This window comes from Sphingopyxis terrae subsp. terrae NBRC 15098, assembly GCF_001610975.1.
GTDB classification, from domain to species: Bacteria; Pseudomonadota; Alphaproteobacteria; order Sphingomonadales; family Sphingomonadaceae; genus Sphingopyxis; species Sphingopyxis terrae_A.
The window spans coordinates 3,644,675-3,667,264 of record NZ_CP013342.1 but is presented as its reverse complement, the minus strand read 5'-3'; the positions used below and the strand labels follow the sequence as shown (position 1 = coordinate 3,667,264).

The window sequence follows — 22,590 nt, the reverse complement described above, 5'->3', positions numbered from 1 at the left end:
GTCGTCAGTCGGCGATACGCCCGCGCGCCATGACCCAGCGCACATGTTCGAGGGTCGTCACATCGCCGAGCGGATCGCCATCGACCGCGATCATGTCGGCAGACATGCCCGGTGCGATGCGGCCGATCTCGTTTTCCATCGACAGCAACCGGGCGGCGGTGGTCGTCGCGCTCGCCAACGCCTCGCGCGGGGTCAGTCCCGCCTTGACGAGCAGCGCGAACTCGCCAGCGTTGCGGCCATGTTCGAACACACCGGCGTCGGTGCCGAACGCGATCGGCACGCCCAGCGCCTTTGCCCGCGTCACGGCCTGACCCACGCGGCCGAGCGTCATGCGGACCTTTTCCTCGACAGTGGGGGTGTAGATGCCCTTGCCGAGCCGTTCGCGCACGCCCTCGAACGCCATGAGGGTCGGGACGAGATAGGTGCCCTTGGCCTTCATGACCTTGAGCGCGGCATCATCGGCGAAGGTGCCATGTTCGATGCTGTCGATCCCGGCGGCGGCGGCGGCCTCGATCCCCCGCTCGCCATGCGCATGCGCCATGACCTTGAGGCCCAGCGAATGGGCGGTATCGGCGATGCTGACGAGTTCATCATTCGAGAAATGCGCACCGAGGCCGCGGCCCTGCTGCGACAGGACGCCACCGGTCGCGGTGATCTTGATGACATCGGCGCCGGCGCGCGATGCCTTGCGCACCTTTTCGGCGCATTCCACGGCGCCCGTGCAGGTATAGCCCTGATCGAGTATGGCGTGGACATCTTCGCGGAAGCCAGTGACGTCGCCATGGCCGCCGATGATCGACAAGGGCACACCGGCGGCTATGATCCGCGGCCCTTCAATCAACCCTTCGGCGGTACCGCGGCGCAGCGAGAAGGCGGTATATTGCCCCGACCCCGCCTCACGCACCGTGGTGAAGCCGGCGCGCAGCGTGATCGCGGCATTTTTGACGCCGACGACAACGCCCCATTCGTCGGGATCGACCGCTTCGTTGCGGAAATCACCTCCCGGATCGCCGGTCAGATGAACGTGGAGGTCGATCAGGCCGGGAAGCAGCGTCTTGTCGCCGAGATCGATGAATTCGGTACCTGCCGGAGCGGCGGCTCGGCCCGGCTCGATCGTCATGATCCGGCCATCGGTGACGGTCACGGTCGACGGGCCAAGCGCGGGCTTGTCGGGATCGGTGATGACGCGCGCGGCATATACGAGCGTCGTCTTGGCTTCGGCGGCAACGCCGCCCAGCATGGCGGCAACCGCTGCGGCGGCGAGCAGGCTTTTCTTCAGCATGATATCTCCCCTGTCTTTCGCCCACCGTGGCGCGGCCGGAGCGCGAGGGCAAGGGGAGGGTGCATAAAAGAAGGGCCGGACGAACCGGCCCTTCAGTTTGGCTTCTGATAACCGAAAGGAATATTACCAGAAGAAGTCGTAGATCACATCGACCACCTGGCCCGTGTAGGTGTTCACGAGCAGCGCATCGTCATAATAGCGCACCCAGCGATAGGGACCGTAAGCGGGCGGCAGGCGATAATAGCCGGGATCGTTGATCCAGTAGCGCTGGCTGTAGAAGAGCGAACCCAGCGAAAAACCGATGCTGAAGCGCGTGTAATTGCGGCCCCGGTACGGGTTGTAATAGCGCGGCATCCGGTAATAGCTCCGGTTGCGGTCGCGATACCCGCGCCAGTCGTAGCGACGGTCGCTGCGCCAGTCGCGGTTCCAGTTGCTGCCGCGCCGATTGTCGTAACGACGGTCGTTATCATAGCGCCGGTTGTTATCGTACCGGCGGTTGTCGTTCCGGTCATAGCGCCGATTATCGTTGCGGTCGTAACGCCGGTCGTTCCGGTCATTGTCCTGACGATAGAAACGGCGGTCGGGCTGGCCGCTGCGATCTCGGCTGCGGTCGCTCGTGTTGCCGCGCTGGCCTTGCCATTGCTGGCGCTGACTTTCGCCGCGCTGACCCTGCCATTGCTGCTCGCGCTGCGTATCGTTGCGCTGTCCCTGCCACTGCTGCCCCTGCGGCGCGCGCCGGTCAGTGCGGTAATTGCGCTGCTGCGGCTGGGCCTGCGGTTGCGGTGCGGGCTGGGCGGTCCGGTTCTGGCCGCGATTGCCGCCGTTCCAGTCGCCACGGCGGCCATCGGTCCCACGCGAGCCGCGGTGGTCACCGCGATCGCCGCGCTGGTCGCCGCGATCGCCGCGCTGGGCAATCTGAATGCGCTCGCCATTCGCCTGAGCGGCGGCGGGCGCGATGGGGGTGAGGATCGTCGCTGCGATCAGCAATCCTCCGAATGTCTTCTTCATTTCGGCACACTCCAGATCCATGTCCCATGCGGCACCCGGCCGATCGGGATGATGAATCGGAAATTACCGCCGATCAGATGAGTGAGCGCTGAACCGGACTGTTGCCTGTCGTTCAGTTTCCCTCCGCCGGGCGCAGCGCCGGGACGGCGCGAGCAGCGTCGTCGGGCCGGATGCCCGGCGGCGGTGCGGCGGCGATGCGCTCCTCACCCCGGATCACCCGGCCGGCGCGGCGGATCGCTTCGCGCATGCGGGGGTAGCTGCCGCAGCGGCAAATGCCCGTCATCGCGGCGTCGATTTCGGCGTCGCTGGGGTTGCTGTTCTTGCGCAGCAACGCGGCGGCCGTCATGATCATCCCAGACTGGCAAAAGCCGCACTGCGGCACCTGTTCGGCGACCCAGCTTTGCTGGACCGGGTGACTGCGGTCGCGTGACAATCCCTCGATCGTGGTGACGAAACGGCCTTCGCATTCGGCAATGGTCACAAGGCAACTGCGGATGGCCTCACCGTCGATATCGACGGTGCAGGCGCCGCAGTCGCCGGTGCCGCAGCCATATTTGGTCCCGGTCAGGTTCGACGCATCGCGCAGCGCCCAGAGCAGGGGCGTTTCGGGATCCATGCGATATTCGACCGGGCGGTCGTTGACCGAGAATTTTGTCATGCCGCCCGTCTTAGCCGAACGCGGTGATTAGTCACGCCAGCTCGTGTCGATCTTGTCGACCTTGCGCACCATCGCGTCGAATTCGGCCTTGCCCGACTGGCCGGGAATTGCGGCCATGTATAGGTCGCGCTGATGGACCTTGATCACGTCTTCGGGGACGGTGATCGGCTTGCCCATGCTCATCGTTGCGAGCTGGATTTCGCAGGCGCGCTGGAGCGCCCAATATTTGATGAAGGCGTCGGTCAGCGTCTTGCCCATCACGACGGGACCGTGATTCTTCAGCATCAGGATGCGCTTGTCGCCCAGATTTTCGACGAGGCGTTCGCCCTCTTCCTCGCGCACCGTCACACCCTCGAAATCATGATAGCCAAGCTGGCCCATGAAATTGCAGGCATAGAAGTTCACAGGCTGGAGCCCACCCTCGAGCGAACAGACCGCCGTTGTCGCGGTCGTGTGGGTGTGGATGATCGCATGGGCGTCGGGCAGCACGCGGTGGAACAGGCTGTGCTGGACGAAGCCCGCCTTGTTGACGTGCCACGGATTATCCACGTCGACCTTGTTGCCGTCGATGTCGATCTTGATCAGGCTCGACGCAGTCACTTCGCTGAAGTGCATGCCATAGGGGTTGATGAGGTAGCTGCCGTCCTCGTCCGGCACCTTCACCGTAATGTGGTTGAAGATCATTTCGTCCCAGCCCATCATCGCGAAAATTCGGTAGCAGGCGGCGAGTTCGAGCCGCGCCGTCCATTCGGCTTCGCTATATTTGCTGTTGCGCTTGAGCTGGGTTGCCATCGGGCGATCCTCTTCCTGTCGGTTTCGTCTTGCTACCTATGCCACAGGCGAGCGGGCGCGCGCAATGGCGGCGGCGGGCATCCGCGCGCGGAAGAGCGACGATTTGCCGCGTGGGGGCTTGCATTTTGGCGCGAATCTCTCTAGTGGCCGCCCCAACGGAACGTCGCGCCTTTGCGACGCTCTTTTTATTGCCCGAATATCGGCGACCTATGGCAACCCGGATTTCCGCCGGAAGCCTCGGCCGTCTGACGAACAGGAGACGACACGGCGTATGCAGATCATCGTTCGCGACAATAATGTCGACCAGGCCCTCCGCGCGCTCAAGAAGAAGCTGCAGCGGGAAGGCGTGTATCGCGAAATGAAGCTGCGCCGTCACTACGAAAAGCCGAGCGAAAAGCGTGCGCGCGAACGCGCCGCCGCCGTCCGCCGCGCCCGCAAGATGGAGCGCAAGCGGATGGAACGCGACGGTATCAAGTAAGACCGTCTTCGATACGAAATCCTGTTTCGTAGAAGGGCGCCGCGGCAACGCGGTGCCCTTTTTCTTTGCCTGTGGTGCAGGACTTATCCCAGCGCGTCGACTTCTTCGGCCAGCGCTAGCCAGCGATCCTCGGCTGCGGCTTTTTCCGAGCGCAACGCGTCGAGCTTTGCGGTCAGGGCGCTGAAACGCGCATTGTCGCGCGTGAACAGGCTGCCGTCGGACAATTCGGTTTCGATGCCGGCCATCTCCTTCTCAATCTCCTCGATACGGCCCGGAAGCAGGTCATAGTCGCGCTGGTCCTTGTAGGAGAGTTTCCGGCGTGCCTGGGGCGGTGGGGGCGGCGCGGTATCGGCGCCGGCCGCCTTGGCTTTCGCCGACGAGGGCTTGCTGCGCTTGGCTTCCCAGTCGGCATAGCCGCCCGCGACGATATCGACCTTGCCGGATCCGTCGAGGCCGAGGGTGACCGTCACGGTGCGGTCGAGGAAGTCGCGATCGTGGCTGACCAACAGCACGGTTCCCGCATAGTCGGCGATGACCTCCTGCAAGAGGTCGAGCGTTTCGAGGTCCAGATCGTTGGTCGGTTCGTCGAGGACGAGCAGGTTCGATTCGCGCGCGAATTCGCGCGCGAGCAGAAGCCGCGAGCGTTCGCCGCCCGAAAGCGCGGCGACGCTGGCCTCGGCAACCGAAGGATGGAAGAGGAAGTCCTTGAGGTAACCCTGGACATGCTTCTTCACGCCGCGCACCTCGACCCAGTCGCCGCCGTCCGCGAGGATGTCGCGCACGGTCTTTTCGGGCGACAGCAGGCTGCGCTGCTGATCGATGACGATGCCATCGAGCGTCGGGGCGAGGGTGACCTTGCCCTTGTCGGGTTCGATTTCGCCAGTGAGCAGCTTCAGCAGCGTCGATTTGCCCGCGCCATTGGCGCCTACGATCCCGATGCGGTCGCCGCGCTGGACGCGAAAGTCGAAGTCCTTGATGATCGTGCGATCGCCGAAGCGCTTGCTGATATGGTCGGCGACGATCACCGACTTCGAGCGGACGTCGTCGTTGGCGAGGCCGAGCTTGGCGACGCCGGGGCCGCCGATCATCGCCGCGCGCGTGGCCCGCATCTCGATCAGCTTTTCGAGCCGGCCCTGGTTGCGGCGGCGGCGCGCGGTCACGCCGCGCTGGAGCCAGTGTGCCTCCAGCTTCAGCTTCGCATCGAGCTTTTCCGCGGCGCGCGTTTCTTCGGCATAGATGGCCTCCATCCACGCATCGAAGCCGCCGAAGCCGATTTCCTTGCGCCGGATGCCGCCGCGGTCGAGCCAAAGGGTCTGGCGCGTCAGGCGCGTCAGAAAGGTGCGGTCGTGGCTGATGGCGACGAAGGCGCCGGAGAAGCGTGACAGCCAGCCTTCGAGCCAGTCGATCGCCGCTAGGTCGAGGTGGTTGGTCGGCTCGTCGAGCAGCAACACGTCGGGGTTCTGCGCCAGCGCGCGCGCGATGGCGGCGCGGCGACGCTCGCCCCCCGAGGCGCTTGCCGCTTCGCGCGCCATTTCGATGCCAAGCTGGTCGGCGATCGCCGCCACCTCATGTTCGGCGGGCGGGTTCGCGCCGCCGATCGCATAGTCCATCAGCGTCGCATAGCCCGTGAAATCGGGCTCCTGCTCCAGCAGCACGACGTGGGTGCCGGGGACAATCGTCCGCTTGCCCTTGTCGGGCTCGATACGTCCGGCGAGCAACTTGAGCAGCGTCGTCTTGCCCGCACCATTGCGGCCGATCAGTGCAAGCCGATCGCGCGCGCCGACGTAGATGTCGAGATCCTGAAACAGCCAGCCGGTGCCCTGCACCAGGGCCAGGCCTTCGTAAGAGAGAATGGGAGCTGCCATGATGAACGGCTCGCTACATAGGCGTTCAGCGTCATGCAAGCGCCGAGCGCCCAAAGGCGGGAACGGGCCCACTCCGTCCTGCGTATGGGGTGGGTATCCACGATCGGCCGGGGGTCCGGCCTACAGGAGTTTGATATGACCAAGCATATGTTCACCGCCATGGCGACCGGCATCGCGCTGCTGGCTGCGACGCCGGCCATTGCACAGCAGGGAGGTTCGACGGTGACGACAGCGACGACGGAAGGACCGATCCTGAGCTTCAGCGTGAGCGAGGAGGTCCGTTCGCGGCCCGATGAGGCGACGGTGGGCGCCGGCGTGACGACGACCGCGCCAACCGCAGTCGAAGCAATGCGGCTGAACGCCGCCGCGATGGACAAGCTGATCGCCGCTGCCAAGGCGCGCGGGATCAAGGCCGAGGATATTCAGACAAGCGGCATCAGCTTGTCGCCGCAATATGACTATAATAATCGTAGCGACGGTCAGCCGCCGCGCTTCCTGGGCTATCAGGTCAGCAACAGCGTGCGCGCGACGACGCCGAAGATCGACGATATCGGGCCGCTGCTCGATGCGCTCGTCGCGGCGGGCGGGACCAATATCGATGGCCCCTGGTTCGCGATGAAAGATCCCGATGCGCAGCTTGTCGGCGTTCGCGGCGCGGCGATCAAGGCTGCCGAAGCGAAGGCGGCGGACTATGCCAAGCTGGCCGGCTATCGCGCCGCCGAGCTGGTTTCGATCAGCGAAGGCGGTGCTGTCGGCGGGCCGGTCCCCATGCCGCGCGTGCAGATGATGGCCGCAGAGGCCAAATCGACGCCGGTCGAGCCGGGTCAGGTCGGCAACACGTTGACTTTGAGTTTCCAGTATCGGCTGGTACGCTAAAGGTCTGGGCCGTGTCTCGGCAGACGCCGAGGCACGGTCGGCCGGATCAGCCTAGCTCGCCCTCGGCCCATGGCCAGGTGCGTTCGCGGAACCATTTGGTGATGATATATTTGCGGCCCTTGCGCACCTTCATTCCGTGATGGAGCGTCTCGGGGTTCGGCTTTCCGTCCGCGCGGACATTGTTCCACGCGACGAGTTTGCCCGTTTCAGGCTGGTGCATCTTGCCCGTGGCGAGAAAGCGCGTCGCGCCGCCCGCCTGGGGCTGGTTGAGATAGACCATCAACGTCCAGGTTCGCTGTCCGGGAATCGCGCAATAGGTCTCCCAGTCGGCGCCGTGCGGGTCGAAATAGTCGGTATGCGCCTTGAACTCCTGCCCCACATCATAGCGCTGCCCCTGTAGCGGCTCGCCATGATCCAGCGGTATTCCGGTGATATCATGCAGCCGCGCGTTGACCGCCCGCACCAGCGGATCGCGGTGATCGAGGTCGCAGGTCGTGCTGGTCCGGAAAGCTTCGTCACCATTGGGATCGGCGATCGTCGAAGGGCGCACGTCGCGGTCGATCTGCGCCATCAGCCCGGCGCATGTTGCGGGATCGAGAAAACCCACCAGCATGAATTGCTGCAGCTTGGTCGTCGGTGCGCGCCGGATGCCAGGAAGCAGCGACAGCCGCTCGGCGGTACGGTCGGCGCCCGACAGCGCCATATCGACATGCTCGTTTCCGGACATGGCCTCTTTTAGGCGGCGTTGGCCATGCGAACAATGCTTGACGAAAGGGGTGGTCACGCCTATCGCCGCGCGCTGTCGCAGGCGGTCTCGCCCGGCATATGGCGATCGTAGCTCAGTTGGTTAGAGCACCGGTTTGTGGTACCGGGGGTCGCGGGTTCAAGTCCCGTCGATCGCCCCATTTTCAAAGCTTTTCGTTGATCGGAACCGTGGCGATCCCTTTGGGGGTGACTCGCGCCGGCTATTTCATTATTACGCCCCTACGTAATTTTTTAACGCGAGGGTGACGCCATGTCCGCAGTCTGGGATTTCGCCGATTTCGACGATCATGAACATGTTCACATGTTCCGCGATCGCGACAGCGGACTGACGGCGGTCATCGCCGTGCATTCGACCCACCTCGGCCCCGGTGCGGGCGGAGTGCGCTTCTGGCATTATCCGCAGCGGTCGGCCGCGATCGTCGATGCGCTACGCCTGTCGCGCGGCATGAGCTATAAGAATGCGATGGCGGGGCTGCCGATGGGCGGCGGCAAGGGCGTAATCCTGGCCGACGAAGCCGGCACCAAGACCCCCGAACTGCTTGCGGCCTTCGGTCGGGCGGTCGAATCGCTGGGCGGCGCCTATGTGACCGCGGAAGATGTCGGCATCACCGACGCCGACATGGTCCAGATCGCGAAGAAGACCAAACATGTCAGCGGCCTTCCGGTCGCGAGCGGCGAGGCCGGGGGCGACCCCGGTCCCTATACCGCGCTTGGCGTTTATCTGGGTATCAAGGCGGCGATCCGCGAAGGGCTGGGTACCGACAGCGCCGCGGGCGTGCGGATCGCGATCCAGGGCGTCGGCAGCGTCGGCGGCGGCGTTGCGCGGCGGCTCGCGGCCGAAGGCGCGAAGCTGACCCTTGCCGACGTCAATCTGGCGCGCGCAAAAGCACTGGCAGAGGAATTGGGTGCCGATCTCGCCGACTCGGCGGCGATCATGGAAATCGAAGCCGATGTGCTCAGTCCCAATGCGCTGGGGGCGATCCTCACCGAACGCAGCATCGAAAAGTTGCGCGTGCCGATCGTCGCGGGCGGCGCGAACAACCAGCTCGCAACTGCCGCCGACGGCCAGCGCATCCACGATCGCGGCATCGTCTACGCGCCCGATTATGTGATCAACGCCGGCGGCATCATCAACGTGGCGCTCGAATATCTGGGGCAGGGCAGTCAGGAGGAGGTCGAAAGCCGCATCCACCTGATCCCGGGTCGCCTCGCCGAGATCTGGGCCGAGAGCAAGGCAAGCGGCACGCCGGCATCGACGGTGGCGGACCATATGGCGCAAAAGCTGATCGGGCGGCGCTGACCAGCGGCTGGTTGCAACATGGGATGGCGTGCGCGCGAAAACGCGCTAAGCCGCTCCCATGAAGCGGCATTTCTATCTGGTTTCGGGATGGGCCTCATTGGGGCTCGGCGCGCTCGGCGCGTTTCTGCCGCTGCTGCCGACCGTGCCTTTCGTGATCCTTGCCGCCTTCTGTTTCGCGCGCTCGTCACCGCGGCTCGAGGCCTGGCTGCTCACGCATCCGACCTTCGGACACCATATTGTTGCATGGCGCGAGAAGGGAGCGATCAGCCGTCGCGGCAAGCTTGCCGCAAGTGCCGCCTTTGTTTTCAGCATTGCGCTGGCGCTGCTCTTTGCGCCCTGGCCGTGGATGATGGCGCCGATCATCGCGGCCGTCGTAACGGGAAGCTGGATATGGACAAGGCCGGAGGCATAGCCCCCGGCCTTGTCCCTTTCAGCAATGTCGTCCGAGCTTAGAAGTCGACCGACACACGCCCATAGACGAAGCGACCGCTGAAGCCGAACGGCGACTGCGACGAATAGGGCAGGAAGCTGTTGTTCAGGCCATAGTTATAGCCATCGACAACCCCGAACGGCAGGCGGTCCGGATATTCGTCGAGCAGATTATTGGCACCGACGGCGATCTGCACCGGCTGGATCGGGCGGAAGCGGAACTCCAGATCGACAACCCATTTCGGGGTCAGGGTGATATCGCCAGGAGCGGCACCCTTCGGGATGGTGATGTCGAGGCTGGGGCCGGGCAGAAAGACCTTGCCATAGCGATTGGCACGGAGCGTCATGCCGGCGGGACCCGCCTCCCAATCGACCCCGACGTTCAGCTTGTTCGAGGGCTGGCCGTCGGTCAGGCGGAAGCTTTCGGGGCGAGCGAACAGCCGCTGCGCCGTAAAGCCGCTGAACGTTCGGCGATCGGTGATCTTGGTATCGTTGAGATTATAGCCGGCAGTGAGCGTAACCTTGCCGATCCCGAAATCGGGCAGGCGATAGCTTCCGACGATATCGACACCCTGCGTGCGGGTGTCGATTCCGTTGATGAAGAAGCGTGCCGATGTGCCCTGCACATTGGCTGCCTGAAGGATCGCGACGACGTCTGCGCCCTGCAGGTTTTCGGTGAGCGTGATGCGATCGTTGATCTTGATGCGGTAATAATCGACTGTCAGGCTGAGTCCGCGAACCATGTTGAAGGCGAAGCCGCCGCCGAAGTTGACCGATTTTTCCGGCTTCAGCGGCTGCGCCCCGAGTGCGACGGCAATCGGCGATGCAACCGGGAAGGTGCCGATCTCGATCAGCGTCCCGTTCACATTGTTCGTCGAGGTGGTCGAGAAGAACTGCTGGGCCATCCCCGGTGCGCGGAAACCGGTCGAAACCGACCCGCGGAAAGCGAGACCGTCGATGGGCTCGAACCGCGCCGCAAGCTTCCCGTTCACCGTGTCGCCGAAGTCCGAGAAATGTTCGTAGCGGCCGGCGGCCTGGACGTTGAACATATCGCTGATATCGGCATCGAGTTCGAGATAGCCGGCAAAGCTGTCGCGGGACTTGTCGATCGCGGTGGTCGGCGAAAAGCCGGGGAACACCTGCGAACCCGGCGCCGCGCCGTTGGAGAAGGTGTAAGGGCCGGCGATATAGCTTTCGAGCTGCCCCGGAACGATGCGGTAATTCTCGTTCCGCCATTCCGCGCCGAGCGCCAGCGTGGTGCTGCCGATACCGAGGTTCAGGTCACGGCTTGCGTCGAGGTTGACCGAGGTTTGCCCCGAGCGGAGACCGCCTGCGTCGAACTTGCGCGGGCTGTTCAGGCTGCCGAGCGAGGTGTTGACGCTGTTCTCGACGCCATAGTCGAGCCGGTTCGATCCATAGTTGACCGACAGGTCCAGATTCCAGCCTGCGGTTTCGCCGCGCAGCCCGCCGGCGATGGCGATATCCTGAATGGTGCTGGTAATCAGCGGCAGGAAGCCGTCGGGATAGATTGGCTGGCCGCCATTGTCCCAGTCGGCGTTGCGCGAGTCGAGCGAGCGGCGATAGAAGCCCGCGCCATTGGCGTCACGGATGCCGTAACTACCGAAGCTGTAGAGCTCAAAGCTTTCGCCAACATCCATCCCGGCGTTGAAGAAGAAGTTCATGTCCTTCGATTCGCCATCGCCGAAGCGGTGTTCGTAGCGGTTGAAGGTCACCTCGCGCGGATCCCCTGCAGCGGCATAGTTGCGCCGCAAATCGGGGCCCGAGCGGTTGGTCGGCGAACGGTCCTTATATTCGGCCGTGAAGTTGAAATAGCCCGCATCGCCGATCGGCAGGCCTATATTGGTCCCGATGGTCCAGGTGTCGCCGTCGCGGCGCTTGCGATCCTCGCCCGTGTAGGTGATTGCCGGATCGTCGGACGCGCCCGTCGTCGGTGCGACGCTGGCGACCTGCGCGACATCCTCCATCGTCGTGATATATTTGCCGAAGCTGATCTGCGCACGGCCCCCGACGCTTTTCTTGAGCTGGATGTTGATAACGCCCGCAATCGCGTCCGAGCCATATTGCGAGGACGCGCCGTCGCGCAGCACCTCGATACGCTCGATTGCCAGCGGCGGAATCGTGTTCATGTCGACGCCCGCCGAGCCGCGTCCGATCGAGCCATTCAGGTTGAGCAGCGACGAAAGATGGCGGCGCTTGCCGTTCACGAGCACGAGCACCTGATCGGGCGCGAGGCCGCGCAGCGTGGCCGGACGCAGCGAGTCCGTGCCGTCGGTCAGCGACGGCTGAGGGAAATTGAACGAAGGAACGAGCTGGTTGAGCAGCCGGTTCGTTTCGGTCGTCCCGCTATTCTGCAGCGATTCACTCGAGATCACGTCGATCGGCACGGTGCTGTCGGCGATCGTCCGGTCGGTCCGGCGGGTGCCGGTTACGATGATCGTTTCGTTCGCATCCGCGTCGTTGGCGCCTTCCTGGGCGAAAGCCGGTGCAGTCCAACCGCTTGCGACAAGAGCGGTGGCGAGCGCGAGACTCGATAATTGGGTCGTGTTTTTCATGGTCATCTTTCCCTGTTGATTGCCCCTAGAAACGACCTGCACAGGTTTGATGAGAAATGCCGACGCTTCCACCCCTCACGCGGCCGAGCGGGGCGCTATTATTTCGTTTTGGTGACATATGTGGCAATTGAGCCACACAATCGCCGCATGCTAAGTAATTTTATGTCTTCCCACCATTGCTATCGATATCATTCGTGCGCGACGCCGATGGCGTCAATTGTCTAGACCGCGGCCGTGCGCTCGCCTAAGGCTCGGCGCGCGATGCACGCCTATGCGAATCCGACCCGTTTTCTGGCCATTGCGCGTCCGCTGACGCCGTGGCTGCTGTGGCTGGGACTGGCGTTCTTGTTCGCCGGGGCATGGGCCGGACTGACGATGGTGCCGGGCGAAGCGAAGCAGGGCGAGACGGCGCGCATTCTCTATGTTCATGTTCCCGCCGCCTGGCTCGGCATGGGGGGCTGGACGTCGCTCGCTCTTGCAGGATTGGTGCAGCTCGTGTGGCGGCACCCGCTGGCAGGGATTGCGGCGCGCGCGATCGCGGTTCCTGGCATGCTGTTCACCGCACTGTGTCTCGCGACCGGATCGATCTGGGGAAAGCCGACCTGGGGGACCTGGTGGGAATGGGACGGCCGCATGACGTCGATGCTCGTGCTGCTCTTTCTCTATGCCGGTTTCGTCGCGTTGACGACGGGCGACGAAAGCGAGCGGCAGGGCGGAACGCTTTCGCGCGGTGCGGCGATTTATGCGCTGGTCGGCGCGATCAACATCCCGATCATCAATCGCAGCGTCGTGTGGTGGAACAGCCTGCATCAAGGGCCGAGCATCACCATGCGCGGATCGAGCATCGACGGCAGCCTGTTGTGGCCGCTGGGCTTGACCTTGGCCGGATTTTCGCTGCTATTCGGGGCGATCGTATTGATGCGCATGCGGCGGATCATTGCCGACAATCGCGTCGCGGCGCGCCTGCGCCGGTTGGCGGACGATGAGGGGACCGAATTTTGACCGGCGTCATAACCGGAGACGGCCAATGGGCCTATGTCGCGGCTGCCTATATGCTGACCGCGCTCCTGACCGGAGCGGTGGTCTGGCATAGCTGGCGGACGATGACGAAGGCTGAAAAGCGCAGCGCTGCGCTGCGCAGGGACCGGACATGAAGGCGAAACATCAACGACTGATCCTGGCGGCGGTGGCGCTGTGCGGCGTCGGCGGCGCGGGGGTTCTCGCGGCGAGCGCGCTGCGCGACGAGGCGGCCTATTTCCGCACGCCTGCCGAAATTCAAGCGGGCAAAGCCGAAGTGGGCGAAGCAATGCGGCTGGGCGGAATGGTGGCGGCCGGCAGCATCAGGCATCAGCCCGACGGCGTGACGATCCGCTTCGTCGCCACCGACGGAAAGGCATCGATCCCCGTCGAATATAAGGGCATCGTGCCCGATCTGTTTGCCGAAAATGCCGGAATGGTCGCCGACGGCCGGATGCGGGCCGATGGCACCTTTGTGGCCGACCGTATCCTGGCCAAGCATGACGAACGCTATATGCCGCCGCAAATGGGCGATATGCCCAAGGCTATGAAAGCAGCGCCGAAAGCATGATCGCCGAACTGGGTCTCGCGCTGTTGTGGATGGCTGCGGCGCTCGCCTGCCTGTCGCTCGTCGCGGGCAGCCTCTATCTGCGGAGCGGCAAAGGCGATCTTGCGGCCCTCGTCCGGCCGGCGAGCGTCGCGCAGGGCGTTTTGACCGCGGCGGCTTTCGCGATGCTGATCGCGCTTTTCGTGCGGTCCGACATGTCGGTCGAACTGGTGGCGCGCAACAGCCACAGTTTGAAGCCGATGCTGTTCAAGGTCGCGGGCGCCTGGGGCAATCATGAAGGGTCGATGCTCCTGTGGCTCACGATCCTCGGCCTGTCGGGCGCGCTCGTTGCGATCTTCGAAAAGCGGCTGCGCGAGGATACGCTGGTCGCAACGCTTGCCGCGCAGGCAGCGCTGAGCCTCGGCTTTTTTGCGTTTCTGCTCTTTTCATCGAACCCCTTCAAGCGGCTGCCGATCGCGCCGCCCGACGGGCAGGGGCTGAACCCGCTGTTGCAGGATCCCGGGCTCGCCTTTCACCCGCCGACGCTTTACGTCGGCTACGTCGGTTTGTCGGTCGCCTTCAGCTTTGCGGTCGGCGCGCTGATCACGCGCGAGATCGGCCCGGCCTTCGCGCGCGCCATGCGGCCGTGGGTCTTGGGAAGCTGGATTTTCCTGACTCTGGGAATTACCGCCGGCAGCTATTGGGCCTATTACGAGCTGGGCTGGGGCGGCTGGTGGTTCTGGGACCCGGTTGAAAATGTGTCGCTCATCCCGTGGCTTGCAGGCGCGGCGCTGCTCCACTCGGTGAGCGTGACCGCGACGCGCAACGCGTTGCGCGCATGGACGGTGATGCTGGCGGTTGTCGCTTTCTCGATGTCAATGGTCGGCACGTTCATCGTGCGGTCGGGCCTGCTGACCAGCGTGCACAGCTTTGCCGTCGACCCCGAACGCGGAACCTTCCTGCTCGCGCTGATGGCGATCTACATCGGCGGCGCATTGACGCTGTTCGCGTTGCGCGCCAGCAGCGTCGCCGAAGGCAAGAAATTCGCGCTGCTCAGTCGCGAGGGGTCGCTCGTCATCAACAATCTGCTGCTCACGACGATCCTTGCGCTCGTGCTGCTCGGTACGCTCTATCCGATCGTGGCTGAGGCCATGGGCGAAAAGATTTCGGTCGGACCGCCCTATTATAACAAGGTTGCGGGCCCGCTTGCGCTGATCCTGTGTCTGGTCATGGTGGCCGGTCCGCTACTCGCCTGGCGCAAGGACGACGGGCGCAAGCTGTGGTCGCGACTTCCTGCCGCGATTCTTGCCGGGTCGGCGGTGCTGTTCGGCCTGATCCTGTTCGGCGGCAAGGTCGGCGTGCTGCCGCTGCTTGGCATGACGGTCGCCGGGATTGTCGCGGTTGCCAGCCTGGCGCCACTGTGGGGCCGCAATCTGCGCCGGACGCCGCTGCCGACATGGGGCATGGTGATCGCGCACTTCGGCGTCGCGGTCGCGCTTGCCGGGATGGCCGCCGAAAGCGCTTTCATCAAGGAACGGCTGGTGGCTGCGGCGCCGGGCGAGACGGTCACCGTCGATGATTTCACGGTGAAGTTCGTCGGCGTCCGCCCGATCGCTGGCCCCAATTACACCGCGGTCGAAGGAACGCTGATCGCGACAACGCCCTCCGGACACAGCTTCACCCTGCGGCCCGAGGCGCGAACTTTTCCGGGCCTGATGGGCGGCGCGCCAACCGAAACCAATGAGGCCGCATTGCTGACGCGGCCGGGCGGACAGCTTTATGCCGTGCTCGGCCAGCCGGTCACGGGCGCCGATGGCCGCGCCGACCGCTACCAGCTTCGCCTGTGGTGGAAGCCGCTCGTCTGGTGGATCTGGCTGGGTGGGGCATTGATCGCGATCGGCGCGGCGCTGTCGCTGCTCGGCCGTGCGCAATTGCTGGCCCTGTGGCACAGTCACCGCGCGCGCAAGGCCGAGGGACGCTACGCATGAAGACCCGCTGGATCCTGTTCGTACCTTTGGCGATTACCGCGCTGCTGTTTGGGGCCTTCATCTATCGCCTGACGACTCCGCCCGAAACGCTGATCCAGTCGCAGTGGATCAACAAGCCGATGCCGTTGTTCGACCTGCCGCCCGCAACCGCCGGCGTCGAGGGCCTGAAAAGCAGCGACCTCGCCGACGGGCGGCCGCGCCTCGTCAACGTCTTTGCCAGCTGGTGCATCCCGTGCCGTGCCGAGGCGCCGCAGCTTGAGGCGCTGAAGGCCGCGGGCGTTCCGATCGACGGCATCGCGATCCGCGACCGGCCCGACGATGTGGCGCAATTCCTGCGGGAAAACGGCAATCCCTTCGACCGCATCGGGTCGGATGTGCAAAGCAGCGTCCAGATCGCGCTCGGCTCGTCGGGCGTCCCCGAAACCTTCCTGATCGACGGCAAGGGGATCATCCGTGAACAGATACAGGGCGTAATCCTTCAGGAACAGGTGCCGCAAATCGTCGCCAAGCTGGAGAAGATGAAGTGAGGGGCTGGACCATCCTGCTCGCCTCGCTTGTTCTGGCCGCTGCGCCTGCGGCCGCGCAGGATCGCCTGCCGCCGGCGCCCTATGCCTATCAGCAGCTTCCCGATCCCGCGCAGGAAGAAAAAGCCAAGGCACTTATGGAAACGTTGCGCTGCCTCGTCTGCCAGGGGCAGTCGATCGCCGACAGCGATGCGCCGCTCGCCGGCGACATGCGGCATGAGGTGCGCACCAAGATTGCCGCGGGAGAAAGCCCCGATGCGATCCGCCAATGGCTGGTGGCGCGCTATGGCAATTGGGTCAGTTACGATCCGCCGTTCGATGCGGCCACCGCCCTGTTGTGGCTCGGCCCGCTCGCTTTCCTGTTGCTCGGAGGATGGCTGGCCTTCGGGCGTTTCCGCCGCGACGCAGGCGATGCGGAGAACGCTCCATGATCTGGATGTGGATATTGCTTGTCGGCTTGGTCACGCTGGGCGCCATCTTCTTGTTCGGCAAGCTGCCGGCGGCGGCTCGGCCGCTTGCTGTCGCTGCGGTCATGGTGGGCGTCGCCGGTTATGCTCTGCAGGGTAGCCCATCCTTGCCCGGCAAGCCGATCGTGGCGCCCGAACAGCTTGAAGGGTTCGGCGAGGCGATCACCGATCGTCAGCAGGGTATGGCCGACCGTTTTGGACCGGCCGCACAATGGATCGCGATGTCGGACGGCTTTGCGCGAACCGGCAAGACGGCGCTGGCTGCGCAAACGCTTGAAAAGGGGCTGGAGCGTTATCCCGACAATGTCGATCTTTGGGTCGGCTTGGGCAATGCGCTTGTTGCGCATGGCGGCGGCGTGATGTCGCCCGCCGCCGCGCTCGCGTTCGATGAGGCCGCAAAGCGCGACCCGAACCATCCCGCGCCGCCTTTCTTTGCAGGCCTTGCGATGGCGCAGAGCGGCGATCTGAAGGGTGCGGACGCGGTATGGAGCCAGCTTCTGGCGCGCACCCCGCCCGATGCGCCGTGGCGCGCGGACCTCGAGATGCGGCTGGCCCAATTGCGACAGGCGATGGGGCCGGACCTGTCCCCCGATGCGCCGACCGGGCCTTGATTCAATGCTATTCCTGTCTCTCCCGCTGGTCTAAGGCGCGCCAATGACTGTCGAGTCGCAACAGGGTCAGGCAAGCGCCGAAAGCGCCGCGCCCACCGGAATCGAAGCGGGCCAAACGGGTCACGGCCATCACGGTGACGGCACGCTGAAGCTGGCGGTCGGCGCCGTCGGCGTCGTTTTCGGCGATATCGGCACCAGCCCGCTCTACGCTTTCCGCGAAACCTTCGCCGGCCATCATTCGATCGAAGCCGACCAGCTGCACATCTATGGCGTGCTCAGTCTCGTCTTCTGGTCGATGATGCTGGTCGTCACTTTCAAATATGTGATGACGATCATGAAAGCCGACAACAAGGGCGAGGGGGGCAGTCTGGCGCTGCTCGCGCTGATAAGTCGCTCGTCGGGCGGTGCTCGCTGGACCTGGCCGATCGTTTTGCTCGGCGTTTTTGCCACCGCGCTCTTTTACGGCGACAGCATGATCACTCCGGCGATGTCGGTGTTGTCGGCTACCGAGGGGCTGCAATATGTCAGCCGCGGTTTCGAACCCTATATCGTTCCGATCGCGCTTGCGATCCTGATCGGCCTCTTTGCGATCCAGTCGCGCGGAACCGCGAAGGTCGGGATGCTTTTCGGGCCGATCATGCTCGGCTACTTCCTGATGCTCGCGGTGTTGGGCGTCATGCATATCGTCGATCATCCGACGATCGTCATGCACACGCTGAACCCCATCAACGCGATGCGCTTTTTCTATTATGACGGCTTCACCGCCTTCATCGCGCTTGGAGCCGTCGTCCTCGCGGTAACGGGGGCGGAGGCGCTCTATGCCGACATGGGCCATTTCGGCCGCGCGCCGATCGGGCTGAGCTGGTTGTGTTTCGTACTACCCGCGCTGATGCTCAATTACATGGGGCAGGGCGCGATGGTGCTTGCCGGACAGGTCGCACCTACGGCGCAACTGATCCAGGATCCCTTCTTCCTGATGATGCCCGACGCGTGGCGCGTCCCCGTCGTGCTGCTCGCGCTGCTGGCGACGATCATTGCCAGTCAGGCCGTCATTTCGGGCGCCTTTTCGTTGACGCAGCAGGCCATCCAGCTCGGTTTCGTGCCGCGCCTGCGGGTCGAACATACCAGTGCGTCGGCGCAGGGGCAGATTTACATTCCCGTCGTCAATTGGGGCCTGATGGTCATGGTCATTCTGCTCGTGCTGTTCTTCGGTTCGTCGAGCAATCTGGCTGCGGCTTATGGTATCGCCGTGACCGGCGCGATGTTCATCGACACCTGTCTGATGAGCGTGGTGCTGTTCAGCCTGTGGCGCTGGCCGGCGTGGAAAGCGCTGCCCGTGCTCGCGGTATTCTTTATCGTCGATGTCGCCTATTTCGGCGCCAATCTGATCAAGGTGCCCGATGGCGGCTGGGTGCCGCTGGTGATCGGTCTGACGATCTTCACCATGTTGACGACCTGGTCCCGCGGCCGCAAGCTGATGCAGCAGGAAATGGCGGAAAGCGCGATGCCGATCCCGGTGTTCGTGAAGTCCGCGGCGAACAGCGCAACGCGCGTTCCGGGCACCGCTGTCTTCATGACGTCGACCTCCGATGGGGTGCCGCACGCTCTGCTTCACAATCTGAAGCACAACAAGGTGCTGCACGAACGCATCATCCTGTTGACGATCAAGATTGCCGACGTGCCGTTCGTGCCGGAAACGAAACTCTGCCAGCTTGACGATCTGGGGCAGGGATTTCACCGCCTGATCCTGCACTATGGTTTCATGCAGCCGGTCGACGTGCCCGATGCGCTGAAACGCACGACCGCGTGCGGCGGCGAATTCAAGATGATCGAGACGAGCTTCTTCCTGTCGCGTCAGACGCTGATTGCCGCCAAGAAGCCCGGCATGCCGATCTGGCGCGAAAAGCTGTTCGCATGGATGCTGCGCAATTCGGAAAGCGCGATGGAGTATTTCCGTCTGCCGACCAACCGCGTGGTCGAACTGGGAAGCCAGGTTGCCATCTGATCGTCAGCTCTGAACAGACAGGCGTCTGAACATCGGCGCGCGTCGTGCGATGCTGGGGCGAACCCATCGGGACGCGCGACATGCAAGCAGGGATTAGCTCCGCCTCGTTACGGCCCGCCGCGCCGGCGCCCTTCGCGCTGATTGCGGGAACTGACTTTTCGACCCTGCCGGCGGGCGCCGAAGTCGCGCTGAGTCATACGGGGCCTCGCTCGGAGCCGCTGGCGCTGTCGTGCGGCCATGCCCAAAAGCCGCGGCCCTCACCATGGTTATCATGATGTGATGACGGCGCGGGTCGATAGGATCCGGATATGTTTCGAGCGGCAGATCAATCGCGACGCCCCCGCGGCACGGCGCACGGCCGCGATGCGTCTGGCGTTGCTGCAGGACAGCTTGCGCCGCGCGCTCACCGACCGCCGTGGCACCGGCTTTAACCGGCGCGATCCCATGCGCTTGTTCGCGGATCGCCCATATCTTGACGAAGCGATCACGCGGCTGTTCGGTTAGCCTTGGAGCCGCACCTTGCCCTGCAATTCGGACCATGCGTCCTGATATTGCGCTTCGAGTTCAGCGACGAATTCGGCGACCGGGCGCACGCCGCGGACCGAGGCGATCCCCTGACCCGAGCCCCAGATATCCTTCCATGCCTTCGCCTTGGTGTTGCCGCCAGACCCGAAGTTCATCGTCTTGACGTCGCCTTCCGGCAGATTGTCGGGATCCATCCCCGCGGCCACGATCGACTGGCGCAGATAATTTCCGTGCACGCCGGTGAAGAGGTTTGAATAAACAATGTCGGCCGCGCGCCCTTCGACGATACCGTTCTTGTAGCCGTCGTCGGCATTGGCTTCGGCAGCGGCGATGAAAGCGCTGCCTATATAGGCCAGGTCGGCGCCGCACGCCTGGGCAGCGAGGATCGAGCGACCGTGGGCAATGGCGCCCGAAAGCGCCACCGGGCCATCGAACCATTCGCGGATTTCCTGCACCAGCGCAAAGGGCGACTGGGTGCCGGCATGGCCGCCGGCGCCCGCGGCAACGGGGATCAGTCCGTCGGCGCCCTTTTCGATCGCCTTGCGCGCGAAGCGGTCGTCGATGACGTCGTGCAAGGTGATGCCGCCCCACCCGTGGACCGCCTGGTTCAATTCCTCCCGGGCGCCCAATGAGGTGATGGTGATCGGCACCTTCCATTTTTCGCAGGTTGCAATATCCGCCTCGAGCCGATCGTTCGAGCGGTGAACGATCTGATTCACGGCAAAGGGGGCTGACAGCCGGTCGGGGTTGGCGCGATCCCACGCCGCCAATTCCTCGGTGATGCGGTGGAGCCACTCGTCCAGCAGCGATTGCGGCCGGGCGTTGAGGGCCGGGAAGCTGCCGACGATCCCCGCCTTGCACTGCGCGATGACCAGATCGGGGCCCGAAACGATAAACAGCGGCGAGCCGATGACGGGCAGGCGCAGGCGGTCGAAAATCGGGGGAAGGGCCATGAATCAGTCTCTCCAAGATGGTCTTGAGCTTACCCTAACGTAAACGGAAGGTGGCGCAAGCATGAAGCGCCGCGCTCTGCTTGGCGTGGCCGCGTCTGGGGGCACCGAGCGTGTTGGGCATCAAGACAGACTTGCGCCGTTGTTTGGAAGGATGGTGCCGTCGTTCGTCGAGCCGCAGCGTCGGCCCGTCGAAGAGACGATGCTTAGTAGATAAAGCAAAAATATCTCTATCTTTCTATAAGTTGGACTAAGCGTGTGCCGGTTGGGCGGTATGCGATTCGGAGTTCGCGCGTCGAGATATTGCCCTGCCCAGGTCGCGGGCTGGCCTGACAAGCCTGCCGGACCCCTTCGTTTCCCCCCGCCGAAGGATTTATACCATGCCTATCCCCTCCCCAAATAACGGTGTGCCGCGCGGCGGTTGCGACTGCCTGCCGCGACCGGCCGGTGATGCGCCCGCTATGCCGCCGCCAAACACATACGTCCTGCGTTACGAAGATCGATGGTTCGGCATCGAGAAGCACGTCGCTTTCGAGGCGGCAGATCTCGTTGCAGCGCTAGCCCTAGCTGAGAGCGAGCCGGTTGGTAGCTGGGCCGAGCTTAGTGATGGTGAAGGCGTGCTCATCTGCCGCCGCGGCGGGGCACTGGGGGCCGCGGATTACTGGTCGGTCGATTAGTCCGGCGCTGCATCAGTGGAGCGCTGCGACCAGCTGGCGCATCGTGGCGTGAAGCCGCATCATTTCCGTTTCGCCCAGCGTTTTCGTCAGTTCGGCCTCGGCCTCGCGGCTTAGACGGGCAAGGGTGTCGACCGCGGCTTTGCCTCGTTCGGTAAGCACAACCCGTTTCGCTCGCCCGTCGTCGGGATCGGCGCCGACGGCGACATAGCCGAGTTTGGCCAGGCTGTCGGTCAGATAGGCCATGCTCTGTTTCGTCATGCCGGCCCGCTCGGCGAGGTCGACGACCCGCGACCCGGCGGGGTCGATGTTGCGTAGCAGGCTGGAGTGAGCGGGGCGGAGGTCGGCGAAGCCGGCGTCGCGGGCCTGGCCGTAGATGCGGGTGCGCAGCCGGTCGTAGGCAAGGTGGAAGAGCTGAGCGAGGCGTTGGCCGTCGCCGGATGGCGGGGGAGGGAGATTTTCGGTCATTGCAGCCTCTTGACACAAGACAGATTAACTGTCTATTGCGCTATTAGACAGAATAACTGCCTATATCGGCGATCCGCCGGAGGCTGTGATAGAAAGTGACGGCAATGGAGCAGGTGGTGGCCGCGATGGACCGCAGCGACGCGATGGTGGCCCGCAATCTGGCGGTGGCGGCGGAGCATATCGAGAATGAGGCGCGCGATCCGGCGTCGGTGATGGATCTTTATACCGATGACATCGTCCTGGAAGTGCCGGGACGGGGGCTATATCTCGACAGCAAGTCGGCAATCGAGGCCAATTACCGCCGCATGTTCGCCTCGCTGGCCGAGGTCGAACTGGAGCCGCTCGACCGTTTTGCCACCGAAACTCGCGTCGTCGATGACATGAAGGTGCGCTTTCGCCTGACGGGTGACGGGATGGTCAATGCACCGGTGGCGATCGGGGCGCGGGTCGAGCTCCGGCTGGTGCATGTCTTTCACATGCGCGGCGGACGGATTGCCCGCGAAATCGTGCATGAGGAGTGGCGCACCATCGGCTGAGCGGCGCCCCGCACGGCGCACCTGTCAGGGCGCGGGCGCGGTCGTTCTGGCTTCAGCCTCCTCCACGACCCGCGCTTCCTTTTCGGCGCGCAGGCGTTCGGAGTGGAGCAGCTTGTCGGCCATCGCCTGCCACGCCGCGGCGGCGCGCAGATTGCGGTCGCGCACCTGCGTCAACGACGATGCGTCGGCATCGGTGCGGCACTTGTCCGCCTGGGCGATGTAGAATTCGGTGGTGGCCGACATGGCTGCTCT

Annotated in this window: 25 protein-coding genes and 1 tRNA gene; 16 read left to right on the top strand and 10 right to left on the bottom strand. The window is 64.1% G+C overall.

Features of this window, described 5'->3' with window-relative positions:
• Positions 1–4 precede the first annotated feature (4 nt).
• From AOA14_RS17495 to AOA14_RS17480, 4 genes are all read right to left on the bottom strand, one after another.
• Complete coding sequence (locus AOA14_RS17495; RefSeq protein ID WP_082819989.1) at positions 5–1,282, bottom strand: metal-dependent hydrolase family protein; 1,278 nt, start codon at positions 1,280–1,282, stop codon at positions 5–7.
• Between the two features lie 123 nt (positions 1,283–1,405).
• The gene (locus AOA14_RS17490; RefSeq protein WP_082820071.1) at positions 1,406–2,290 is read right to left on the bottom strand and encodes an RcnB family protein; all 885 of its coding nucleotides are present in this window, start codon (positions 2,288–2,290) and stop codon (positions 1,406–1,408) included.
• A gap of 112 nt (positions 2,291–2,402) precedes the next feature.
• Complete coding sequence (locus AOA14_RS17485; RefSeq protein ID WP_003047638.1) at positions 2,403–2,948, bottom strand: (2Fe-2S)-binding protein; 546 nt, start codon at positions 2,946–2,948, stop codon at positions 2,403–2,405.
• Positions 2,949–2,975: 27 nt separating this feature from the next.
• Entirely contained in the window at positions 2,976–3,740 is a 765-nt protein-coding gene (locus AOA14_RS17480) for a class II aldolase/adducin family protein (protein WP_062902728.1), read from the bottom strand.
• A gap of 271 nt (positions 3,741–4,011) precedes the next feature.
• Here AOA14_RS17480 and rpsU point away from each other — a divergent pair, with 271 nt between their 5' ends.
• On the top strand, positions 4,012–4,218 hold the full coding sequence (gene rpsU / locus AOA14_RS17475; RefSeq protein WP_003047635.1) for a 30S ribosomal protein S21: 207 nt from the start codon (positions 4,012–4,014) through the stop codon (positions 4,216–4,218).
• Between the two features lie 83 nt (positions 4,219–4,301).
• Here rpsU and AOA14_RS17470 read toward each other — a convergent pair whose 3' ends face one another.
• Positions 4,302–6,083: an ABC-F family ATP-binding cassette domain-containing protein gene (locus AOA14_RS17470; RefSeq protein ID WP_062902727.1), complete on the bottom strand. Its 1,782-nt coding sequence runs from the start codon at positions 6,081–6,083 to the stop codon at positions 4,302–4,304.
• 135 nt (positions 6,084–6,218) lie between these two features.
• Here AOA14_RS17470 and AOA14_RS17465 point away from each other — a divergent pair, with 135 nt between their 5' ends.
• Positions 6,219–6,959, top strand: coding sequence for an SIMPL domain-containing protein (locus AOA14_RS17465; RefSeq protein ID WP_062902726.1), 741 nt, complete (start codon positions 6,219–6,221; stop codon positions 6,957–6,959).
• Between the two features lie 46 nt (positions 6,960–7,005).
• On the opposite strand, the gene AOA14_RS17460 is transcribed toward AOA14_RS17465, so the two are convergent.
• Positions 7,006–7,686 carry a prolyl hydroxylase family protein gene (locus AOA14_RS17460; RefSeq protein ID WP_062902725.1) on the bottom strand — a complete coding sequence of 227 codons (681 nt, stop codon included), beginning with the start codon at positions 7,684–7,686 and terminating at the stop codon, positions 7,006–7,008.
• 101 nt (positions 7,687–7,787) lie between these two features.
• Here AOA14_RS17460 and AOA14_RS17455 point away from each other — a divergent pair.
• The 3 genes from AOA14_RS17455 (at position 7,788) to AOA14_RS17445 (ending at position 9,436) form a co-directional block, all read left to right on the top strand.
• Positions 7,788–7,864: transfer RNA gene (locus AOA14_RS17455), tRNA-His, on the top strand.
• Between the two features lie 110 nt (positions 7,865–7,974).
• Complete coding sequence (locus AOA14_RS17450; RefSeq protein WP_062902724.1) at positions 7,975–9,024, top strand: Glu/Leu/Phe/Val family dehydrogenase; 1,050 nt, start codon at positions 7,975–7,977, stop codon at positions 9,022–9,024.
• Positions 9,025–9,082: 58 nt separating this feature from the next.
• A complete protein-coding gene (locus AOA14_RS17445) occupies positions 9,083–9,436 on the top strand; it encodes a YbaN family protein (protein ID WP_058812693.1) in 354 nt (117 codons plus the stop codon).
• A 37-nt stretch (positions 9,437–9,473) separates the two neighbouring features.
• On the opposite strand, the gene AOA14_RS17440 is transcribed toward AOA14_RS17445, so the two are convergent.
• A complete protein-coding gene (locus AOA14_RS17440; RefSeq protein ID WP_082820070.1) occupies positions 9,474–12,026 on the bottom strand; it encodes a TonB-dependent receptor plug domain-containing protein in 2,553 nt (850 codons plus the stop codon).
• 261 nt (positions 12,027–12,287) lie between these two features.
• On the opposite strand from AOA14_RS17440, the gene ccmC reads away from it, so the two are divergent.
• The 9 genes from ccmC (at position 12,288) to AOA14_RS17400 (ending at position 19,689) form a co-directional block, all read left to right on the top strand.
• The gene (gene ccmC, locus AOA14_RS17435; RefSeq protein ID WP_062902722.1) at positions 12,288–13,028 is read left to right on the top strand and encodes a heme ABC transporter permease CcmC; all 741 of its coding nucleotides are present in this window, start codon (positions 12,288–12,290) and stop codon (positions 13,026–13,028) included.
• The gene (locus AOA14_RS19935; RefSeq protein WP_202988319.1) at positions 13,025–13,180 is read left to right on the top strand and encodes a hypothetical protein; all 156 of its coding nucleotides are present in this window, start codon (positions 13,025–13,027) and stop codon (positions 13,178–13,180) included. The genes ccmC and AOA14_RS19935 overlap by 4 nt, the downstream gene beginning before the upstream one ends.
• Positions 13,177–13,614 (top strand): cytochrome c maturation protein CcmE, encoded by a 438-nt coding sequence (gene ccmE, locus AOA14_RS17430; RefSeq protein ID WP_062902721.1) that lies wholly within the window; start codon positions 13,177–13,179, stop codon positions 13,612–13,614. Before AOA14_RS19935 ends, ccmE begins: the two co-directional genes overlap by 4 nt.
• Positions 13,611–15,578: a heme lyase CcmF/NrfE family subunit gene (locus AOA14_RS17425; protein WP_062902720.1), complete on the top strand. Its 1,968-nt coding sequence runs from the start codon at positions 13,611–13,613 to the stop codon at positions 15,576–15,578. The genes ccmE and AOA14_RS17425 overlap by 4 nt, the downstream gene beginning before the upstream one ends.
• Positions 15,575–16,105 (top strand): DsbE family thiol:disulfide interchange protein, encoded by a 531-nt coding sequence (locus AOA14_RS17420; protein ID WP_062902719.1) that lies wholly within the window; start codon positions 15,575–15,577, stop codon positions 16,103–16,105. Before AOA14_RS17425 ends, AOA14_RS17420 begins: the two co-directional genes overlap by 4 nt.
• Positions 16,102–16,533 carry a cytochrome c-type biogenesis protein gene (locus tag AOA14_RS17415; protein ID WP_062902718.1) on the top strand — a complete coding sequence of 144 codons (432 nt, stop codon included), beginning with the start codon at positions 16,102–16,104 and terminating at the stop codon, positions 16,531–16,533. The genes AOA14_RS17420 and AOA14_RS17415 overlap by 4 nt, the downstream gene beginning before the upstream one ends.
• A complete protein-coding gene (locus AOA14_RS17410) occupies positions 16,530–17,180 on the top strand; it encodes a tetratricopeptide repeat protein (RefSeq protein ID WP_062902717.1) in 651 nt (216 codons plus the stop codon). Before AOA14_RS17415 ends, AOA14_RS17410 begins: the two co-directional genes overlap by 4 nt.
• Positions 17,181–17,223: 43 nt before the next feature.
• On the top strand, positions 17,224–19,185 hold the full coding sequence (locus tag AOA14_RS17405) for a potassium transporter Kup (RefSeq protein WP_062902716.1): 1,962 nt from the start codon (positions 17,224–17,226) through the stop codon (positions 19,183–19,185).
• Positions 19,186–19,464: 279 nt separating this feature from the next.
• Entirely contained in the window at positions 19,465–19,689 is a 225-nt protein-coding gene (locus AOA14_RS17400) for a hypothetical protein (RefSeq protein WP_062902715.1), read from the top strand.
• On the opposite strand, the gene AOA14_RS17395 is transcribed toward AOA14_RS17400, so the two are convergent.
• Positions 19,686–20,663 carry an NAD(P)H-dependent flavin oxidoreductase gene (locus AOA14_RS17395; protein ID WP_062902714.1) on the bottom strand — a complete coding sequence of 326 codons (978 nt, stop codon included), beginning with the start codon at positions 20,661–20,663 and terminating at the stop codon, positions 19,686–19,688. The genes AOA14_RS17400 and AOA14_RS17395 overlap by 4 nt on opposite strands.
• Positions 20,664–21,040: 377 nt before the next feature.
• On the opposite strand from AOA14_RS17395, the gene AOA14_RS17390 reads away from it, so the two are divergent.
• Positions 21,041–21,337 (top strand): hypothetical protein, encoded by a 297-nt coding sequence (locus tag AOA14_RS17390; protein ID WP_186402269.1) that lies wholly within the window; start codon positions 21,041–21,043, stop codon positions 21,335–21,337.
• 12 nt (positions 21,338–21,349) lie between these two features.
• Here AOA14_RS17390 and AOA14_RS17385 read toward each other — a convergent pair whose 3' ends face one another.
• The gene (locus AOA14_RS17385; protein ID WP_082819988.1) at positions 21,350–21,802 is read right to left on the bottom strand and encodes a MarR family winged helix-turn-helix transcriptional regulator; all 453 of its coding nucleotides are present in this window, start codon (positions 21,800–21,802) and stop codon (positions 21,350–21,352) included.
• 125 nt (positions 21,803–21,927) lie between these two features.
• Between AOA14_RS17385 and AOA14_RS17380 the strand changes: the two genes are divergently transcribed.
• Entirely contained in the window at positions 21,928–22,338 is a 411-nt protein-coding gene (locus AOA14_RS17380) for a nuclear transport factor 2 family protein (RefSeq protein ID WP_238929790.1), read from the top strand.
• Positions 22,339–22,362: 24 nt separating this feature from the next.
• On the opposite strand, the gene AOA14_RS17375 is transcribed toward AOA14_RS17380, so the two are convergent.
• Complete coding sequence (locus AOA14_RS17375; RefSeq protein ID WP_062902711.1) at positions 22,363–22,581, bottom strand: hypothetical protein; 219 nt, start codon at positions 22,579–22,581, stop codon at positions 22,363–22,365.
• Positions 22,582–22,590: the final 9 nt, after the last annotated feature.

Excerpts from the sequence above, each read along its gene's own strand:
- AOA14_RS17400 (WP_062902715.1), top strand. The coding sequence starts at position 19,465 with ATGACGGCGCGGGTCGATAGGATCCGGATATGTTTCGAGCGGCAGATC.
- AOA14_RS17390 (WP_186402269.1), top strand. The coding sequence starts at position 21,041 with ATGCCTATCCCCTCCCCAAATAACGGTGTGCCGCGCGGCGGTTGCGAC.
- rpsU (WP_003047635.1), top strand. The coding sequence starts at position 4,012 with ATGCAGATCATCGTTCGCGACAATAATGTCGACCAGGCCCTCCGCGCG.
- AOA14_RS17425 (WP_062902720.1), top strand. The coding sequence starts at position 13,611 with ATGATCGCCGAACTGGGTCTCGCGCTGTTGTGGATGGCTGCGGCGCTC.
- AOA14_RS17460 (WP_062902725.1), bottom strand. The coding sequence starts at position 7,686 with ATGTCCGGAAACGAGCATGTCGATATGGCGCTGTCGGGCGCCGACCGT.
- AOA14_RS17495 (WP_082819989.1), bottom strand. The coding sequence starts at position 1,282 with ATGCTGAAGAAAAGCCTGCTCGCCGCCGCAGCGGTTGCCGCCATGCTG.
- AOA14_RS17410 (WP_062902717.1), top strand. The coding sequence starts at position 16,530 with ATGATCTGGATGTGGATATTGCTTGTCGGCTTGGTCACGCTGGGCGCC.
- AOA14_RS17420 (WP_062902719.1), top strand. The coding sequence starts at position 15,575 with ATGAAGACCCGCTGGATCCTGTTCGTACCTTTGGCGATTACCGCGCTG.
- AOA14_RS17485 (WP_003047638.1), bottom strand. The coding sequence starts at position 2,948 with ATGACAAAATTCTCGGTCAACGACCGCCCGGTCGAATATCGCATGGAT.
- AOA14_RS17405 (WP_062902716.1), top strand. The coding sequence starts at position 17,224 with ATGACTGTCGAGTCGCAACAGGGTCAGGCAAGCGCCGAAAGCGCCGCG.
- AOA14_RS17440 (WP_082820070.1), bottom strand. The coding sequence starts at position 12,026 with ATGAAAAACACGACCCAATTATCGAGTCTCGCGCTCGCCACCGCTCTT.
- AOA14_RS17490 (WP_082820071.1), bottom strand. The coding sequence starts at position 2,290 with ATGAAGAAGACATTCGGAGGATTGCTGATCGCAGCGACGATCCTCACC.
- AOA14_RS17470 (WP_062902727.1), bottom strand. The coding sequence starts at position 6,083 with ATGGCAGCTCCCATTCTCTCTTACGAAGGCCTGGCCCTGGTGCAGGGC.
- AOA14_RS17385 (WP_082819988.1), bottom strand. The coding sequence starts at position 21,802 with ATGACCGAAAATCTCCCTCCCCCGCCATCCGGCGACGGCCAACGCCTC.
- AOA14_RS17395 (WP_062902714.1), bottom strand. The coding sequence starts at position 20,663 with ATGGCCCTTCCCCCGATTTTCGACCGCCTGCGCCTGCCCGTCATCGGC.
- AOA14_RS17465 (WP_062902726.1), top strand. The coding sequence starts at position 6,219 with ATGACCAAGCATATGTTCACCGCCATGGCGACCGGCATCGCGCTGCTG.
- ccmC (WP_062902722.1), top strand. The coding sequence starts at position 12,288 with ATGCACGCCTATGCGAATCCGACCCGTTTTCTGGCCATTGCGCGTCCG.
- AOA14_RS17380 (WP_238929790.1), top strand. The coding sequence starts at position 21,928 with ATGGACCGCAGCGACGCGATGGTGGCCCGCAATCTGGCGGTGGCGGCG.
- AOA14_RS17480 (WP_062902728.1), bottom strand. The coding sequence starts at position 3,740 with ATGGCAACCCAGCTCAAGCGCAACAGCAAATATAGCGAAGCCGAATGG.
- ccmE (WP_062902721.1), top strand. The coding sequence starts at position 13,177 with ATGAAGGCGAAACATCAACGACTGATCCTGGCGGCGGTGGCGCTGTGC.
- AOA14_RS17375 (WP_062902711.1), bottom strand. The coding sequence starts at position 22,581 with ATGTCGGCCACCACCGAATTCTACATCGCCCAGGCGGACAAGTGCCGC.
- AOA14_RS17450 (WP_062902724.1), top strand. The coding sequence starts at position 7,975 with ATGTCCGCAGTCTGGGATTTCGCCGATTTCGACGATCATGAACATGTT.
- AOA14_RS17445 (WP_058812693.1), top strand. The coding sequence starts at position 9,083 with ATGAAGCGGCATTTCTATCTGGTTTCGGGATGGGCCTCATTGGGGCTC.